The sequence below is a fragment of the Ancylobacter defluvii genome (assembly GCF_018390605.1).
Taxonomy (GTDB): Bacteria; Pseudomonadota; Alphaproteobacteria; order Rhizobiales; family Xanthobacteraceae; genus Ancylobacter; species Ancylobacter defluvii.
The window spans coordinates 134850-151453 of sequence record NZ_JAHBGD010000026.1 but is presented as its reverse complement, the minus strand read 5'-3'; the positions used below and the strand labels follow the sequence as shown (position 1 = coordinate 151453).

Below are 16604 nucleotides of genomic sequence, written 5' to 3'. Positions count from 1 at the left end.
TGAGAACGCCCCATCGGCCCTGTCCTCACTTGAGGCGCCGACAGGAGTGTAACGAAAGCGCATGGTTCCGCGTATCTCCTGGCATGGGCGCGATGCGGGAGGCTGATGTGAAGACCGATGAACTCATCGAGCTTCTGGCGCAGGACGCAACCCCTCATTGGCCCTATCGTACCGTCTTCCTGATCGCGGTGATCGGTGGGGTCCTGGTTTCAGCACTGGCTTTTTGTTCGTTCATCGGGGTTCGAACGGATTTCGTCCACGCGCTGGAAACGGTCCGGTTTCTTTTCAAGTTTGTAATAACGATCTCTCTTGCCGTGGGAGCCACCGGCCTCGCATTGGCGATGTCGTGTCCCGGCGCTCGGCGCGGCCAGGCCCTGAAAGCGCTGGCCATAGCTCCCATACTGCTCGCGGGCGCGGTGGCCCTCGAATTGGCGGCGATTCCCTCCGAGACATGGGAGGCGCGCATGATCGGCCACAATGCCCGGTTCTGTCTCACCCTGATCCCGTTGCTGTCGCTGGGGCCGCTCACCTGCCTCATCGCCGCGCTACGCCACGGTGCACCCACCCAGCCGGGCCTGACGGGCGCCGTCGCCGGACTCGGCGCCGCAGCCATCGCCGCGACGTTCTATGCCGCCAATTGCGACGACGACAGCCCGCTCTTCGTTGCCTTGTGGTATCCAATAGCCTTCACCACGGTGTCGGCGGCGGGCTATGGCCTCGGCCGGCGCTTCCTGACGTGGTGACGTGACGGGGCGATCGCGTAAGCCTATGCGGCCCGATCCGCGCCGCCATCGAGAAGGGCGAAAGCACCGCTGATCACGCCCTCGAGCATCGCTCTTTCCGGTCGCACACGCGCTAGCACGCGTACACCCATCAAGACGCCGAGCAAATGGCGGGCGAGATCCTCAGCTGCCAAAGTTGCGGTGATCGTGCCGTCGGCCTGTCCGGCGGCAACGCGCCCGAGGAAGAAGGCTTCAATCAGCGCGAGGACGCCGGCCACCTCGTCGTTGAACTCCGTGTCATGCGGTGCGACTTCCAATGCGGCGTTCACCAACATGCAGCCCTTGTGATCCGGGTCGCTCAGCGAGCGCTTGAGAATCTCGGCGAAGAATGCGCCGATGGCCGCGCGCGGCTCCATGCCTTCACACCGCCGGATGCGATCCGCAATGCTTTCCTGAACGTAGTGGGCGAGCGCCTTGCGATAGAAGGCCCGCTTGTCGCCGAACGCATTGTAGATGCTGGCTCCGGTCAGCCCCGTGCTCTCGATGAGATCGCGAACCGAGGTTGCCTCGTAGCCGCGGCTCCAGAAGCAATGGACGGCGGCGTCGAGCACCGCTCCCTCATCGAATTCCCTCGGCCTGGCCATTCTTTCGTCCGTCCGTTCGCTCTGCGGGCACCTTGCCATCATTCGCGCATGAGCGCATTATAGAACGATCGAACTAAAATACGAAACGCTCGCTTTCTCACCGACCGAGCCGAAAGACGCCCCATGTCTCTGGATCACGACCTCGCGGCGTTCAAGGCCGAGTTCGCTCGTACCGCGCCGGCGGGCCGGCCGGCTCTCTACGAAGCCAAGATCGAGGAATTGCGCGCCAGCTTCGCCGTCGACGAGGCCATCGGCATGGGCGACGAGGCGCCTGATTTCACGCTCCCCAGCGCGGCCGGCGGCGTTGTGACGTTGAGCGAGCTTCTGCGGTCCGGCCCGGCGGTGGTCACCTTCTACCGTGGCGGCTGGTGTCCCTATTGCAACCTCCAGCTCCGCGCCTATCAGGCCATTCAGCCGCAGATCGCGGCACACGGCGCTCGCCTTCTCGCCATTTCGCCCCAGCGACCGGACGGGTCGCTTGATGTTGCGGAGAAGAACGCGCTGACCTTTGACGTGCTCAGCGACGTGGGAAACCACGTCGCGCGCCGATACGGTCTTGTCTTCTCTCTTGCCACCGAACTGCGTGACGCTCTGCGATCGAACGGCAAATTCCTGCCCGAGCTCAACGGTGACGACAGCTGGGAATTGCCGGTACCTGCCACTTATGTCGTCGGACGGAATCGGCGTGTCGCGGCGGTCGGCCTCGATGTCGATTACCGAAACCGGCTTTCTCCCGAGACGATATTGGCTGCGCTGCATGCGCTCCCGCGAGCCTGAATCATGCCCGCCCCACAATCATCGGCCGCGCATTCCGAGCCCCGCTCGTCTCGCGCAACATCCCTCGCCGCAGGCCGGTTGACCGGCCTTTTGTGGGCAGCGCTCACCGTCACCATATTCTCCGGCTGGTTCGTGGTGACGCGTTTCAGCGTCACCCGCGAACTGGGCATCTGGGATATTGCGGCGCTCCGCTTCGGGATCGGGGCGCTGATCCTGTCGCCGGCCCTATTCGGCAAGGGCAGAACCCTGCCTCGCGCGGCCTGGGGCGAGGGGTTCGTTTTCGCCCTGCTATGGGGCCTGCCCTTCGTTCTGCTCGTGGCGCTGGGCATTCAGCTGACATCGGCAGGACGGGCCGCCTCGGTCGCACCAACCCTCATGCCGGTCTTTGCGGGCCTTATCGGCTGGGCGATGTTCAGGCAACGCCCCATTTCGTCGCGCTTCACCGGCTACGCCGCGATCGTCGCCGGCCTCGCCGGTCTCCTCGCCATCGACCCGGGCGGCGACGGCCTGCGCACCATGGCGGGATTCGCGGCCCTGGCCGCCGCCGCCGGCATGTGGGCGATCTACACGCTTCTGTTCAGCCGGAGCGGTCGCACGCCGATGCAGGCTGCCGCGCTGATCTGCCTCTGGTCCTCGGCCCTGCTGCTGCCGCTCTATCTCGGGTTGGGAGTGAGCCGCTTCGCGCAGGCGTCGGCGGGCGAGATTGCCCTCCAGGCCGGCTATCAGGGCGTGCTTATGAGCAGCGTGGCTGTGATCACCTTCAATCGCGCCGTCTCGCTGCTCGGCGCGGGAGCGGCCACCGCCATCATCGCGCTCGTGCCCGCCGGCGCGTCGCTGCTCGCCGTGCCCCTGCTCGGGGAAATGCCCTCGCCGACCGAGACCGCGACGATCGCGCTCATCATCGCCGGGGTGGTGCTCGCGTCGCGCCCGACCCCGAAACCGGCTGCGCCTGCGATTGCGCGAACAGAAGGAAGCCCCCAATGATCCGGTTCTATTTCCACCCGACGCCCAATCCCGCCAAGATCGCGCTGTTCCTCGAAGAAGCCGGCCTGCCCTATGAGATGGTCCCGGTCGACACCAGCAAGGGCGAGCAGCACACGCCGGCGTTTCGGGCGATCAACCCCAACGGCAAGGTGCCGGCCATCGTCGATACGGAAGGCGCAGGCAGGCGGGAAGTAACCGTCTTCGATTCGACCGCCATCCTTCTCTATCTGGCGGAAAAGACCGGCACCTTCCTCGGTCGGCCGGAAGACCGGCCGGAGATGCTGTCCTGGCTCATGTTCCTCGGCAGTGGGCTCGGGCCGTTCTCGGGCCAGGCCGTCCATTTCCAGTTCGTCACACCGGAAGGCGAGGCGTACTCCAAAAACCGCTACCGGCGCGAAGCTGAGCGCCACTACCAGGTGCTGAATGATCGTCTGGCTGGACGGGAATTCATCATGGGTGATGCCTATACCATCGCGGATGTATCGGCGTGGGGATGGCTCGCCCGTGCGGGGCGGGTGCGCAAGGGTGAGGATGACCCGCTCGGCCCCTTCCCCCACCTTAAGCGGCTGTTCGAGACGATCGACGCACGGCCCGCCGCCGCGCGTGCCCGCAAGGTCGGCAAGGATCACCCGTTCAAGATGACCAGCGACGAGGAAACCCGGCGTGCCCTTTTCCCGTCGAACTATCCGCCCGCCGCGTGAAGGGTAAGGGCCTGCAACAGGGTTCGACGCGCGAGCGCGCACCCTCGAACCTCAGATCCATCACAATCAAGCGGTGACGCCATGAAGATTGAAGACAAGCGCGTTCTGATCACCGGCGGCTCCAGCGGCATCGGCCTTGCCCTCGCCGGCGCCCTTCTCGCCCGAGGCGCGCGGGTCGCCATTAGCGGCCGGCGGGCTGACCGCGTCGCGCAGGCCCTGCAGGAATTGAAGGCGCAGGGCTTCACCGCCCACGGCATTGTCGCGGACGTGGCCTCGGCAGAAGGCCGGGTCGCGACGCTCAACGGGGCACTCGCTGCCCTTGGCGGTCTCGATGTCCTCGTCAACAATGCCGGCGGTGTCCGTGCCGGACGGCTCGAGAATACGCCCGAGGCGGAACTGCAGGCGATGATCGATGTCGATCTCGTGGCGCCGATCCTGTTGACCCGCGCCGCCTTGCCGGCGCTGCGGCAGAGCGGCGACGCGACGGTCGTCAATGTCGCCTCCGGCATTGCCCTGGTTGGCGCGCCCTTCTATGCGACCTACGCCGCCGTGAAGGCTGGCCTCGCGCGCTTTGGCGAGTCGCTTCGGCGCGAGCTGAAGGGTGAGGGCATCCACGTGCTCACCGCTTATCCCGGCGGAACCGACACGCCGATGATGACGTCGAACCGCGCCGGCCCCGATCTCGGCTTTGCCCGCGAGCCGGCCTCCGCCGTCGCCGAGGCCATTGCCGACGGCCTCGAAACGGATGCCTTCGAGGTCATTCGCGGTGGTGAGACCCGCGCGCAGATGATCGCCCTCAACCGTGAAAATCCCGCGGCTATCGACGAACGGTTTCTTGGGCTGAAGGCGGCACTGGAAGAGGCCGTGCGGGATCACTCGGCACTATGAAAACTGCGATCGAAGGGGCTGTGCCCTTCGCGCCAAGGCTCCTTGGGGGACTATCATGACCAGCGTATCGTCCCTCCGTGGAACTCAAGGCACTGCCCGGCAAGGAGGAAGCTCAAGCCGTGGGAGCCGGTCGTCCCGCGCATTGCTGGCGATGAGGCTCGCATTGATGGCACCGATCGGGGTGCCGATCATCCAGTCCGGTTCGATGCCCGCCCCGTGCAGCGCTTGACAGACGCCGGCCTGATACGAGCCGAGGGCGCCGCCCCCCTGCAGCACCAGGACGATCTGGCCGGCGGAATCCCCAATCGACGCCCAGGGGGGTGTGCCGGCAGGGTTTGGATGATCCATTTTGCAAAATCCCGAGTAACGATTGCGCCAATAACGAAGATATTTTCCGAGCCTCTCCAGATTTTCATGGAGAACCTGTCATGTATTCGGCGCAACGTTTCTAGAAATTACATGCCTCTCAGATTCGTGATGCAATCGAACGCTGTAGGATCGACTTTCGTTCCTAGGAAAACGTACCATTTCCGATGGAGCTCTCGCCAACTTGACGCGAAAACACGTCGAGCGCACTGGCGAGCTTGTGGTCGATGACCTGCAAATATTCCGTCCAGTCCTCGAAGCCGCCGAGCTCGCGACGGCCATCGCTGATGCCGCGCAGGCCGATGGTCGGCAGGCCGAAGCGCCGGGCGGCGCGGAGCACGGCGTAACTCTCCATATCGACCATGTCGGCATCGATCGCCTCGTAGCTCGCGCCCGACACGATCGACGCGCCGGTGGCCAGCGAGGCGGCGGGCACGCCCTCTATGCGATAGGTGATCGGAGTATGCGCCGGTTCGTCGAGGAACGGTGTCACCCCCTTCTCGAAACCGAGGGGCGAGGCGTCCATGTCCCGGTAACTCACACTGGCCATCTGATAGATGCCGGCGTGATCGAGCCGCCGCGATCCGGCAGATCCGAGGGTAAACACGAGATCCGGCAATTGCCCGGCATGGTCGAGCCGCGCCAGTGCCGTCGCCGTCGCGACCGCCGCCTCGACCGGTCCGACTCCGCTGATCAGCGGATTGATCCGCGCGCGCAACGCCGGCCCGTACTCGTGCGTCGTCGCCATGACAAAGAGCACACGGGCCTGCCCGATGGAAAGGATGTGCTGGCGGGGATCGTCCATGGCGCTATTGGCTGCCCTGCGGTGTGGTGGAAGACGCCGGCCGCGCCGGATCGCTTGAGAGGGGCGTCGCGACGTACACACGCCAAGCCTCGGGCTCGGTCTCGACCAGATGATAAAGCGGGCTTTCCGCGAACGGGTCGCGCGCCCAGGCACCGTCGCGGGCGGTGACCAGGACGACATCGCATCCATTGGTATCGGCCAACGCACGCAGATCGTCCGCTGACCCCTCGCCGGCGAAAACCCGCAGGAACTGGTCGGATATCGCGCCACGCTGTTGCCGCGAGAGTGGCGCGAAGGCAATCGCCAGTTCATTGCCGGCGAAACAGGACCGGCGATCGGCCAGCAGCGCCCAGGAGATGTTGACCGGCCACGGCGTCATGGTGGCGAACAGCGCGGGATTGTTCGCCACCCGCGCTCCCGCCGGCGCATGCCGCCGTACCGCGGCCCACATGGCGGGGGCGCGCGCGAACCAGGCGGCATCAGAGGATATCTCGCCCCGCGCATTGCCGGCGGCGATGACGGCCCCGCCTATGAGGCTCGCTGCGAAGCCGGCGAGCGCAAGTCCCGGAACCACCCGGCCGCGCCGTTCCACGAGGCGCGTAAGACCTGCCCCAGCCGCTGCCGTCAGCACCATGAGCCCCGGCAACACCGCGCGCCAGCCGAGGTCGTTATTGTCGCCGACCGTGCTGACCAGCAGCCAGCTCGCGGCAAGGCTGACCAGCGTCAGCACCCCAAGTGCCCGCGCCTCGCGGCCTGAAAGCGTGCGTGCATCACGCCGCGAGGCCAGCCGCCAGAGCGCCACCGCGCCCACGGGATAGATCAGCGGGAACTCGACGACCAGCAGCACCAGCCAATAGGCCGGAAGATCGAGCACGCGCCCGAAGCGCCCGGCGGCGCTCTCGGCGAGAACCGGCAAGGGCGAGATCGCGACGGGGCTGCCACCTCCGCGCATGATGCCCGCGTGATATTGCTCGACCAGAAGCGGAGTGGCGAGCAGCAGCGCCAGAGCCGCCGCGACGAGCGCGGCGAGAAGAAAGCGCGGCAGGCCGCCCGGAGGGACGCGGGGCAGCAGCAGGGGCAGCAGCGCCAGCATGGCGAGGGCCAACACGACGCCGCCGACCCAGATCGAGCTTTGATAGGCCCCGGCCACCACCAGCCCCAGCACGATGGCGGTCAGCGTCCTTGGGCTTGTGGCGAGCCTTACCGCCAGAAGCGTGGCGATCACCAGCGCTCCGGCTGCCGCGACATGGTGCGGGCTCCAGCTCGATTGGAACAGCCACCCGGCAAAGCCGGTAGCCGGACGCAGAACGCCCGCGAGCCGTTCTTCCCCGATCGCCGCTTCCAGTACCGGGCGCAGCGACCCGGTGACACAGAGTGCGATGGCGAGCGCCGGTGCCAGCGGCGTGCGCGCGAAGCGCATCGCCAGGGCGGCCATCAGCATCAGCGTGGAGAATGCCGTGAACCAGCTTGCCGCGGCATCCGCTTCCCACCCACGAGCACCCGTGAGGCCGGCAAGCTGGGCGGCGCCGAAGTGCCAGAGATAGTAATAGGCGACGCCCGCCGGCTCGCCCGGTGGGCCGTAGAACGGATTGACCGGCGGCACCCCGTCCCGGACCATCGCATCGATGAGCGCGATCTTGGAGTGATCGAAGATCGCCGGGGACAGGGCGATGCCGGCTTGCGTCTCCTTCGGCGCCACGGCCATCGCCGGCGCCAGCGCGACGATGGCGGCGGCGAGGAACATCCAGACGGGCATGGCAGGCGTGTCGTCCGGCGGCTCGACGACGTTCGTGTTATGCAGCAGACAGCCGCCGGCTATCAGGACAAGTGCGCCCAGGGTGCCGAGGAGCGGGATGCCGGCCCACCGCGAGATTTCCAGCGCCAGGGCGTTCAGCACGGTCCAGCCGAGAGCGGGTGCGAGTGGTAGCGCCACGGAACGGCCGAAGCCGACAGCGCGCGCCAGCACATAGCCCGCGCCCGTCCATAAAACGAGGCCGACGACAGCGGCCAGCAAGGCCGATCCGAACGAGAACATCATGGCGCCGCCGCCGCGCGGCCGGGACCGAGAAGCCGCCGCGCGGTCCCTTTCTTCGCGCTCACAGGCCGCTGAACCAGTTGAAGCCCTGCTTCTCCCAGAACCCCTCCTGATAGGTGTTCGTCACCTCGATCGCCCGGATCCATTTGGGGTTCTTGAAGCCCAGCTTCACGGCAGTGCGCAGGCGCAGCGGCGCGCCGAACGGATCGGTGATCGGCTCGCCGGCATATTTGGTGGCGAGGATGGTCTGCGGGTGCAGGGCGGAGGCCATATCGATGCTCTCCATATAGTCGTCCTGACCATGGAAGGCGACGTATTTGGCCGACAGGTCAGCGCCGATCTGCGTCAGGAACTGCCGGAGATTAGGCCCCGACCACTGGCCGATATAGTCCCAGCCCTCGACGCAGATGTGCTTGATGATCACTTCCTGCTCGGGAAGGGCAGAGATCTGGTCGAGGCCCCAAGGCCGCTTGTCGGTGATGAGCCCGCTCAGCTCCAGCTTCCAGCTGGCAAGATCGACCGGCTTGACGTTCTCGATCTCGTAATAGGCGTTGAAGCGGGGCGGCTTGACCACCTGATCGACGGAATAGGTCGGTGCCAGCTTGTTCGGATCGAAGATCTTGGCCTGTACCCAGTCGTTGAAGGAAGAGACCGAGCGCAACGCGCTCTGCACCTGGCTCTGCTCGGCGATGTCGCAGCCGGTGAGCATGGACAGCGCACCGAGGCTGACGGCCCCGCGCAGCAGCTTGCGCCGGTCGATATCCTCGATCAGGGCGCGGTTTTCCGTGAGCAGGCTCTGATTTGGACCGCGGCGCGGGCGGAACAGCGAAGTCGGGCGCCGAAGGATGGACATGGCTCGATCTCTCACATGTTCGAGGCGTGGGCCGATGGCACGCGGGCGGCCGGGTCTTCGTCGACACGCGGCCCGCCAGTGACCATGGCGAGCAACGTCTTCGGCACCAGCAATGCGAGGGCGACATGCACGACCATGAACAGGCAGATCGCCGTCATGCCGAAGAAATGCGCGAGCCGCGCGCCTTGAAAGTCGTAGAAAAGCGCTGTCAGGAAGGAGAACTGCACGGGCTTCCAGATCGCCAGACCGGAAATCACCTGCAGGATGATCACCAGAATCACCCCGACATAGAGCGTTTTCTGGACCGCATTGTAATGCGTGAGGTCGGCATGCTGCAGGCGGAAGCTCAATGCGGCCAGCGCCTCGCGGATGACCTCGCGCGGCGAAATCGGCAGCAGCAGGCGGCGGAACCGACCAGTGGCAAGGCCATAGACGAGATAGGCGAGGCCGTTCAGCCCCAGGACCCACATGCCGAAAAAGTGCCATTGCAGGCCGTGCTGGGCCCAAGGGCCGAGCGTGATCGCATCGGGAAAGTGAAGAAACCCGAAAATGACCTCGTCATTGTAGATCTTCCAGCCGCTCATGATCATGATGACCATGGCAATCGCGTTGGTCCAATGCATGATCCTGATGGCAACAGGGTGCATTTTCTTCATTATCTATCCCCTTTGTCATATTTAATAGAATATGATGCGAAATTTACTTGATGATTACACAATTTAACATTACACGTCTCATCCAATTCATCGAAGGGGACAGCCATCATGCGTCGAGAACTAGCTTATTCTCTGCTTGGAATTCTGCTTCTGGGCGGCATGCCCGGGGCTACCCATGCCGAAGAGACGAAGCCGATGCGCGCGGAAGGCGGAGCGCATACTCAGCCTGGACCGGAGCAGGACGGGTTCACGCCGCAGCAGCGGATGGAGCGCCGCTTCCCGCAGAAGGTCCGGGTCGGCGACCTGATTGGGTTGCCGATGCAGGATTTCGACGACCGCGTGCTGGGGCACGTGAAGGAAGTCGTGCGCACCCCCGACGGGCACGTCGTGCTGGTGATGCCGTTCGGCGGCTGGTTCGGATATGGTGGGCGCCCGGTCGGCGTGCCGATCGAAACCGTGGCCATCCTCGCCCGGCACCTGAACGTGCTGGACCTGCCGCGGGAGGATTTTCCGAACCTTCCGACGTGGAAGGACGGCGAAGGCACACCGATCCCTCCCGACGACATCATCCGTATCGCCATTTCCCGCCGCTGATCCGCGCCGGCCATTCAGCCACCCACATGCGCCGGAGGGCCGCCTGCCCGTCATAGGTCGCCCTCCAGCCTTGCGATGAGCGTGCGCACCTGCCCGATGGCAGCGAAACGTCCGCGCTCGACCGCGAGAACCCGTCCGGCCCTCAGCGCCCGATGCTCGCAGCAGGCGCGCAGCGCCTCGTCGGTGATCGTCTCGAATTCCGGTATATGAGCGAGGCCGAGAATGCGGCGATGCATCTCGATGCCGGCGAAGCCGACGGCGTCACGCCAGATGCCGTCAATCATCGAGTTCAGGGCGAGTTCGCTGCCGACAGCGTCGGCCTGATCCTCGAACAGCTCCCGGCCGCCGAGAATGCCGTTGCGTTCGCACCGCCACAGCCGCGTGAACTCCTCGACGAAGATGTTCCAGATCGTCTCAGCCGTGTCGAGGATCCAGAGGCGATAGGCGCGCGCCTCCTCATTGTCCGGCCGAAGTCCGGGTTGGGCGAAAACCGCCATCCACAGATTGGCGAGCAGCGAGCCGATGTCGAAGCCCATCGGCCCATAGGTGGCGAACTCCGCGTCGATGACGCGGGTGTCGTCCGCGCAGGCCATGATCGACCCGGTATGCAGATCGCCGTGCAGCAATGTTTGGGCACTGCCGCAGAAGCGTGCCTTCAGTTCGAGGGCGGCGAGCTTGAGATCGCGGTCGGCGCGGATGGTCGCGACGGTGCGGTCAAGCGCTGGGCTATGGCTGTTGCGCGCGCAGTCATGAAACGGATCGGTGAAGAACAGGTCTTCGGTGATGCCGCACAGTTCCACATTGCCAGCAAACAAAGCGAGATCCGCCTTCCGCTGCGCGGTATTCATCGCCCAATCGGACCCCCGGAACAGCGTCCGCGCGAGATAGCGCCCGAGCTGCTCGCCCATGAGCGGAAAACGGTCGCCCGCCATCAATCCCTTGCGCAGGATGATGTGCGGGCGGAGGTGCTCCATGACCTGGATCGCCTGGTGGCGATCGAAATAATAAAGCTGCGGCAGCCGGCCCGGATCGCGGCGGCCCAGACGCAACAAGGCCTCGTGCTCGAAGAAGGATCGGTCGAGCGACATCGGCCAGCTTTCGCCGACCACCCGCGCATAGGGCAGCGCCTGCTTCACGACCACCGACCCGGTCGCTCCCTCGACAATGAAGACAAGGTTGAGGTTGCCGTCGCCGATCTCGCATACCCGCCACTGAGTTGCCGGCCCGATACGCTCCGTCATTTCCGGCAGACCGCCCAGCCGATTGGCCAGGGTATTCGCATGCAGCGGCTCGTAAGGCGAATGAGTGAGCATTCCGGTCTCCGCGTCCCTTATGCGAAGGCCGACAGAGTCCCTGCTGTCCTTCGCATAAGCGGTACGGCGGAGCGGCTGCCCGCATTACAGCAATCACGGCTTCGTGAACCGAGCCGCGCGCGCGCCTCCCGCCTGCCGCGACCCGAATGGGTGAGCCCTGTAACAAGCAGGCGCGGAAACACGAAGAGCAGGTGGACATCCCTAAGCCTTGGCATCAACTCGAAACCGGAGCGATCGGATGCACCCTTCTCCCCACCTGCTGACGGCAGGGGGCCTTCTCGCTCTGTCAGGGCCAGCCTCCGCGATGACTGGCAGCACGCCACCATGGAAACCGGTCGCCGTCTATGACGACGGCCGCCGCGTCTATGTCGAATTTCCGAGCAGCATCGTGCAGGGCGAGATGCCCCCGATTTTCGTCATCGGCTCCTAGGGCGAGGCGCAGATCGTCAACAGCCGCATCTATCAACATATCCTGATCGTTGATCGCCTGTTCGGCGCGGCCGAGCTGCGCCTTGGCGGAGGCGACCGCCGGCAAACCGTCAGGATCGTCCGTGCCAACGGGGACCGCAATCATGACCGAAGCCGAATCCAACGCCTCCCGGATGCGCCTTCGCGTCGAAGCCCCTCGCTCCCCCGCCTGTCGCGAAAAACGCTCGCCAGCGTCGCCGCCGTCGCCCGGGTCGGGATCGGCGGCGCGCTGATCTACGCGCTTCAGACGTGCGGCCCCGGCGATGGCGGCTTGGAGCTATATTCTACCGCCCAATCGTCAGCCGGCCGATGGTCTCGCCGGCTTGCCGCGTGACTATACCGGCCCGATCCTTGGCCTACGCTGCCCGGCGATCTCGGCAGGCCGATCCTGTTTGCACAGAATGCCGGCCAGCCTGTCGTGCCGCCCGTCGTCCCGCCCCCGGGTGTTGACGAGGCCGAACAGCGCCGCCGCGCCGAGGAAGAAGCCGCGCGCGCCAGCACGGTCTTCTTCCAGTCCCGGCAGGGATCGCCGGCATCAGCGACGCCCGGAGCGACGCCGGGTCTTCCCGGCTTCGACGCTGCCGGCGCGGCGAGACAGCCGACCGCGCAGGATAAGCAGCTCGCCTTTCTCAACGCGGCGGCTGAGCGGCGTACCGTGACACCCGATCGCGTCACACCGCCAGCATCGCCCTTCGTGCTTCACGCCGGGGCGGTCATCTCTGCCGCGCTCATGAGCGGCATGCGTTGTGATCTCATGCCGAATGGCCGCTCGATCGTTCTCGAGCGTCAGCTGGGCGCGGACAGACAGGGCTATGCCGGTCTGGAGGATGGCGTCGATTGCCACTGGTGGGATCTCGCCAAGGCTGCCGCACCCGCGACCCTGCTCGGCGTCGGCGCCGAATTCGCGACCGACGACAATGACCGCCTGATCCGCGCCATCCGCGATGGCGCGCAGGACACCATCAACCAAGCCGCGCAGCAGATCGTCCAGCGACAGTTGCAGGTCGCACCGACCCTGACAATCCGGCCCGGTTTCCCGGTCAGGGTCATCGTTACGTGCGACCTGGTGCTCGAACCCTACCGGAGCTGACCATGACCAAGCTGAAACTCGGCCCCATCGCCGACGGCAAGCCCGTGAAGACGGCACCGTCTCCAGTCTGTGAAGGCCCTATGCCTACGAGGACGCGGCCAGGTTGCTGGTCGACTTCTGGCAGGCGCTGGATGCGGTGTTGAAGGAGCGAGGCGTGCAATAATCACCTTGAAAGTCGGAGTTGCCGACTATGGCCAGATGAAGGCCCGCACCATGCGGATCGCGCGCGGCGAGGAAAGGCTGGCGGCCGACGATCGGAAGGTTTGGTTCACCTCGACCGAATCGTTCGTGCTGGTGCTTTCCAGCGGGAATCGCGAACTGCTGCGCGCCATAGACGAACAAGCGCCTGCCATGGCGAGCTATGGTCTTGTCAGCATGGAGCCCGGCAAGGGCCGAAAGCTCATGCCGAAGGTATTGCATGATCGGGTAGCACTGGAACTGCCTTTGCTCGAGCGGCGTGAAGCGAAGGGAGGCCGCCCATGAACATTCAAACGTAGCATGTCGCGCAGCGCGCGGCCCTGTCTCTGCGCGTCTTCACGGTCCGCCAAGCCGAGCATGACGTGTCGATCCCCGACCAGCGCAAGCAGGGCGAAATCTACTGCGCCACGCGCGGCTATGAACTCGTTGAAATCTTCGTCGAAGCCGGCGCGTCCGCGACGAATGATCGGCGCTGATTGAAGCCCATACCGTTGTCGTGGTGCTTGGCTTGGTGCCGGCGATCAAGGACCGCCTTGAGACGCAAGCCGAGAAATTAGCGAACGATTGGCTGACCGAGCATAAGGGTGCCATCAAGGGACTGAGCGACGAACGCCAAGAGGCTTATCGGCAAATCCGGGAGACGAGCGCTCACCTACTGGACGTTGACCTTGCTCGCCCCAACACTTGGATGCAGCCGACGACGGTTCGCGAGGCGAACGGCACAGAACGCGATCTGCCACGCTTCGAGAGGCACTTCGTGTGCGATGACGATGGTCTTTCCCCGTCGACTTTGGTTCGTCGTGGGAGAAGGTGCTTTCGGCTGAGTTGCAGCAGGAGGGAGTAGTTGCGTGGTATCGCATCCCAGACCGAGCGGTGCAGGAGTCGCTGGGCGTGACCTAAGAAGACGGCGACGAATTGAGAATCGTCCGACTAGATTTCATATTCTTCTCGAAAAAGCCTGACGGGACCGATGTCGCGGAGGCGAGCGTTCGCTTGCGGCCTTTTATCGGCCTGACGTTGGCGAAGGCCCCGCGGTCGCTGAGGCTCTGGCGGAGACGATCGCTGTCGCAGGCCCGGTCGGCGAGCAAGATCTGACCATCGCCCAAACCCTCCGGCATATCGGCAGCGCTGACGCCGTCGAGGGCCTGGCCCTCGGTGAGCTTTAGCGCCACTGGCAGTCACTAACTCTCTATAGTTAGGAAGTGACGACAGCAGCCATGTTCCGGCATCAGTGGCCGGAAAGCCATATTCGGAGCGTGCTACCCCGGTGCTACCCGCAGCATTTAAGGGGTTAGCAACTAAGCGCTAACCCCTTGAAAAGATTGGCGCACCCGGCACGATTCGAACGTGCGACCTTTGCCTTCGGAGGGCAACGCTCTATCCAGCTGAGCTACGGGTGCCAGCGGCGCACGGGCGCCCGACGTCGTCTTCTTAGTCGAAGCGCCGCGCGCGGGCAACATGTGGCGGCGCTTCGGCGCAGGAAATGCTGACGCATCCGCCGCCGCCATATGGCACCGGGCCGCGCGATGGTTATATAGCGCTCGTCATGAGCACCGATGCGCCGGCCGATACTCCCCGCAAGCCGTTCTTCTCATCGGAGGAGATCGAGCGCTATGCCCGCCATCTCGTGCTCGGCGAGATCGGCGGACCGGGACAGCAGAAGCTCAAGAAGGCGAGCATGCTGGTCGTCGGCGCCGGCGGGCTCGGAGCACCGGCGCTGCTCTATCTTGCGGCGGCAGGGGTCGGTCGACTGGTCGTCGTCGACGACGACATCGTCTCGCTCTCCAACCTGCAGCGGCAGGTGATCCATACCACCGAAACGGTCGGCCGGCTGAAGACCGAAAGCGCCGAGGCTTTCGTCGCCGCGCTCAATCCGCATGTCGCTTTTCGCGGCGAGGCGGTGCGGCTGACCGCCGACAACGCGCTCGACCTCATCGGCGAAGTCGACGTCGTCATCGATGGTTCGGACAATTTCTCCACCCGCTACCTGGTGTCGGACGCCTGCGCGCTGGCGGGCAAGCCGCTGGTCACCGCCGCCCTCGGACGCTTCGATGCCACCGTGACCACGCTGCGTGCGCATGAGCGCGGACCCGACGGCGCGCCCAATCCCACCTATCGTTGCCTGTTTCCCGAGCCGCCGCCGGCCGGCACCGTGCCGAGCTGCGCCGAGGCCGGCATTGTCGGGGCGGTGGCCGGTGTCGCCGGGGCGCTGGTGGCGCTGGAGGCGATCCGCGCCGTCGTCGGTTTCGGCGAGGGGCTGGTGGGCCGCCTGCTGATGATCGACACGCTGTCGATGCGCTTCGAGACGCTGAGCTATGGCTGGGATCCGGACAATCCGCTGACCGGGACCGCTCCGACCATCACCGACCTGTCGCACCATCGCCGCTGACCGATCCCCGCGGTGCCGGCGGCGACAGGATGCCCGGCACGCCCCGACATGCGTGTCACAGCATCGCCGGCAGGACGCGGTCCGGTGGGCGATGACCGTCCATGAAGGCGCGGATGTTAACGATCACCTTCTCACCGGTGTCGATGCGGGCTTCCACCGTCGCCGAGCCCATATGCGGCAGCAGCACCACCTTGCCCTGGCGCGCCAGCTTCAGCAGCTTGGGGCTGACCGCCGGCTCGCGCTCGAACACGTCGAGGCCGGCACCGGCGAGTTCGCCGGTCTCGATCATGCGGATCAGCGCATGCTCGTCGATCACTTCGCCGCGGGCGGTGTTGACGATATAGGCGTCGCGCTTGACCAGCTTCAGCCGTCGCGCCGACAGCAGATGGAACGTGGCCGGGGTATGCGGACAGTTGACCGAGAGGATGTCCATGCGGGCCAGCATCTGGTCGAGGCTGTCCCAATAGGTGGCCTCGAGCTCGTCCTCGATCTGGGCAGGAAGCGGATGACGGTTGTGGTAGTGGATCTGCAGGCCGAAGGCCTTGGCACGCCGCGCCACCGCCTGGCCGATGCGCCCCATGCCGATGATGCCGAGCCGCTTGCCCCAGATACGATGGCCGAGCATCCAGGTGGGTGACCAGCCGGGCCACACGCCCTCGTCGCGGATGATCAGCGAAGCGCCCTCGGTCAACCGCCGCGGCACGGCGAGAATCAGCGCCATGGTCATATCGGCGGTGTCCTCGGTGAGGACGCCGGGAGTGTTGGTAATGGTGATGCCACGCTCGGTGGCGAGGACGACGTCGATATGGTCGACGCCATTGCCGAAATTGGCGATCAGCTTGAGGTTCGGGCCGGCGGCCTCGATCACCCTCGCATCGATCCGATCGGTGATCGCCGGTACCAGCACATCGGCGGTCGCCATGGCGTCGGCGAGCTGCGCCTGGGTCAACGGTACATCCTCGACATTCAGCCGAGCGTCGAACAGTTCGCGCATGCGGGTTTCGATTTTGTCGGGCAGCTTGCGCGTCACCACGACCAACGGCTTCTTGCGGGCCATCTCAATCCCCGTCGCGAGCAAGGTCCCGTTAACGTCGAAGGCGGAAAATGCCGTCCAGTCGGGA

Annotated in this window: 16 protein-coding genes, 1 tRNA gene and 4 pseudogenes; 11 read left to right on the top strand and 10 right to left on the bottom strand. The window is 65.3% G+C overall.

Features of this window, described 5'->3' with window-relative positions:
• The first annotated feature begins 107 nt into the window (after positions 1-107).
• Positions 108-743, top strand: a complete 636-nt coding sequence (locus KHC24_RS21595) for an NrsF family protein (RefSeq protein WP_213365609.1) — start codon at positions 108-110, stop codon at positions 741-743.
• Between the two features lie 23 nt (positions 744-766).
• On the opposite strand, the gene KHC24_RS21590 is transcribed toward KHC24_RS21595, so the two are convergent.
• Complete coding sequence (locus KHC24_RS21590) at positions 767-1333, bottom strand: TetR/AcrR family transcriptional regulator (protein ID WP_444979312.1); 567 nt, start codon at positions 1331-1333, stop codon at positions 767-769.
• 156 nt (positions 1334-1489) lie between these two features.
• On the opposite strand from KHC24_RS21590, the gene KHC24_RS21585 reads away from it, so the two are divergent.
• The 4 genes from KHC24_RS21585 (at position 1490) to KHC24_RS21570 (ending at position 4716) form a co-directional block, all read left to right on the top strand.
• Positions 1490-2143 (top strand): peroxiredoxin-like family protein, encoded by a 654-nt coding sequence (locus KHC24_RS21585; protein ID WP_213365598.1) that lies wholly within the window; start codon positions 1490-1492, stop codon positions 2141-2143.
• Between the two features lie 78 nt (positions 2144-2221).
• Positions 2222-3127 carry a DMT family transporter gene (locus tag KHC24_RS21580; protein ID WP_246547411.1) on the top strand — a complete coding sequence of 302 codons (906 nt, stop codon included), beginning with the start codon at positions 2222-2224 and terminating at the stop codon, positions 3125-3127.
• Positions 3124-3828: a glutathione S-transferase family protein gene (locus tag KHC24_RS21575; protein WP_213365594.1), complete on the top strand. Its 705-nt coding sequence runs from the start codon at positions 3124-3126 to the stop codon at positions 3826-3828. Before KHC24_RS21580 ends, KHC24_RS21575 begins: the two co-directional genes overlap by 4 nt.
• A gap of 81 nt (positions 3829-3909) precedes the next feature.
• On the top strand, positions 3910-4716 hold the full coding sequence (locus KHC24_RS21570) for an SDR family NAD(P)-dependent oxidoreductase (RefSeq protein ID WP_213365591.1): 807 nt from the start codon (positions 3910-3912) through the stop codon (positions 4714-4716).
• Positions 4717-4827: 111 nt separating this feature from the next.
• Here the strand turns inward: KHC24_RS21570 and KHC24_RS21565 are convergent.
• From KHC24_RS21565 to KHC24_RS21545, 5 genes and pseudogenes are all read right to left on the bottom strand, one after another.
• A pseudogene (locus KHC24_RS21565) lies at positions 4828-5064 on the bottom strand (patatin-like phospholipase family protein); the annotation flags it as partial.
• Between the two features lie 163 nt (positions 5065-5227).
• Complete coding sequence (locus tag KHC24_RS21560; RefSeq protein ID WP_213365588.1) at positions 5228-5887, bottom strand: 5'-methylthioadenosine/S-adenosylhomocysteine nucleosidase; 660 nt, start codon at positions 5885-5887, stop codon at positions 5228-5230.
• Positions 5888-5891: 4 nt separating this feature from the next.
• Positions 5892-7925 carry a hypothetical protein gene (locus tag KHC24_RS21555; protein ID WP_213365585.1) on the bottom strand — a complete coding sequence of 678 codons (2034 nt, stop codon included), beginning with the start codon at positions 7923-7925 and terminating at the stop codon, positions 5892-5894.
• A gap of 58 nt (positions 7926-7983) precedes the next feature.
• Positions 7984-8775: a molybdopterin-dependent oxidoreductase gene (locus KHC24_RS21550; RefSeq protein WP_213365582.1), complete on the bottom strand. Its 792-nt coding sequence runs from the start codon at positions 8773-8775 to the stop codon at positions 7984-7986.
• 11 nt (positions 8776-8786) lie between these two features.
• Positions 8787-9431: a cytochrome b/b6 domain-containing protein gene (locus tag KHC24_RS21545; protein ID WP_213365579.1), complete on the bottom strand. Its 645-nt coding sequence runs from the start codon at positions 9429-9431 to the stop codon at positions 8787-8789.
• 195 nt (positions 9432-9626) lie between these two features.
• Here KHC24_RS21545 and KHC24_RS21540 point away from each other — a divergent pair, with 195 nt between their 5' ends.
• Positions 9627-10025 (top strand): PRC-barrel domain-containing protein, encoded by a 399-nt coding sequence (locus tag KHC24_RS21540; RefSeq protein ID WP_213365577.1) that lies wholly within the window; start codon positions 9627-9629, stop codon positions 10023-10025.
• 50 nt (positions 10026-10075) lie between these two features.
• Here KHC24_RS21540 and mtnK read toward each other — a convergent pair whose 3' ends face one another.
• Positions 10076-11338, bottom strand: coding sequence for an S-methyl-5-thioribose kinase (mtnK, locus tag KHC24_RS21535; protein WP_213365574.1), 1263 nt, complete (start codon positions 11336-11338; stop codon positions 10076-10078).
• Between the two features lie 304 nt (positions 11339-11642).
• On the opposite strand from mtnK, the pseudogene KHC24_RS21530 reads away from it, so the two are divergent.
• From KHC24_RS21530 to KHC24_RS21515, 4 genes and pseudogenes are all read left to right on the top strand, one after another.
• Positions 11643-11900 (top strand): annotated as a pseudogene (locus tag KHC24_RS21530) (TrbG/VirB9 family P-type conjugative transfer protein); the annotation flags it as partial.
• 10 nt (positions 11901-11910) lie between these two features.
• Positions 11911-12896 (top strand): annotated as a pseudogene (locus KHC24_RS21525) (TraB/TrbI/VirB10 family type IV secretion system protein).
• Positions 12897-13094: 198 nt separating this feature from the next.
• Positions 13095-13379: a transcriptional regulator gene (locus KHC24_RS21520; protein ID WP_246547405.1), complete on the top strand. Its 285-nt coding sequence runs from the start codon at positions 13095-13097 to the stop codon at positions 13377-13379.
• A 77-nt stretch (positions 13380-13456) separates the two neighbouring features.
• The gene (locus KHC24_RS21515) at positions 13457-13570 is read left to right on the top strand and encodes a recombinase family protein (protein WP_373878559.1); all 114 of its coding nucleotides are present in this window, start codon (positions 13457-13459) and stop codon (positions 13568-13570) included.
• A gap of 504 nt (positions 13571-14074) precedes the next feature.
• Here KHC24_RS21515 and KHC24_RS25660 read toward each other — a convergent pair.
• Together KHC24_RS25660 and KHC24_RS21510 are read right to left on the bottom strand one after the other, a co-directional pair.
• Positions 14075-14269 (bottom strand): annotated as a pseudogene (locus KHC24_RS25660) (IS5/IS1182 family transposase); the annotation flags it as partial.
• Positions 14270-14417: 148 nt separating this feature from the next.
• Positions 14418-14494: transfer RNA gene (locus KHC24_RS21510), tRNA-Arg, on the bottom strand.
• Positions 14495-14640: 146 nt separating this feature from the next.
• Between KHC24_RS21510 and KHC24_RS21505 the strand changes: the two genes are divergently transcribed.
• Positions 14641-15483, top strand: a complete 843-nt coding sequence (locus tag KHC24_RS21505) for a HesA/MoeB/ThiF family protein (protein ID WP_213365571.1) — start codon at positions 14641-14643, stop codon at positions 15481-15483.
• Positions 15484-15538: 55 nt separating this feature from the next.
• Here the strand turns inward: KHC24_RS21505 and KHC24_RS21500 are convergent, their stop codons facing one another.
• Positions 15539-16540 (bottom strand): 2-hydroxyacid dehydrogenase, encoded by a 1002-nt coding sequence (locus KHC24_RS21500; RefSeq protein ID WP_213365568.1) that lies wholly within the window; start codon positions 16538-16540, stop codon positions 15539-15541.
• Between the last annotated feature and the right edge of the window lie 64 nt (positions 16541-16604).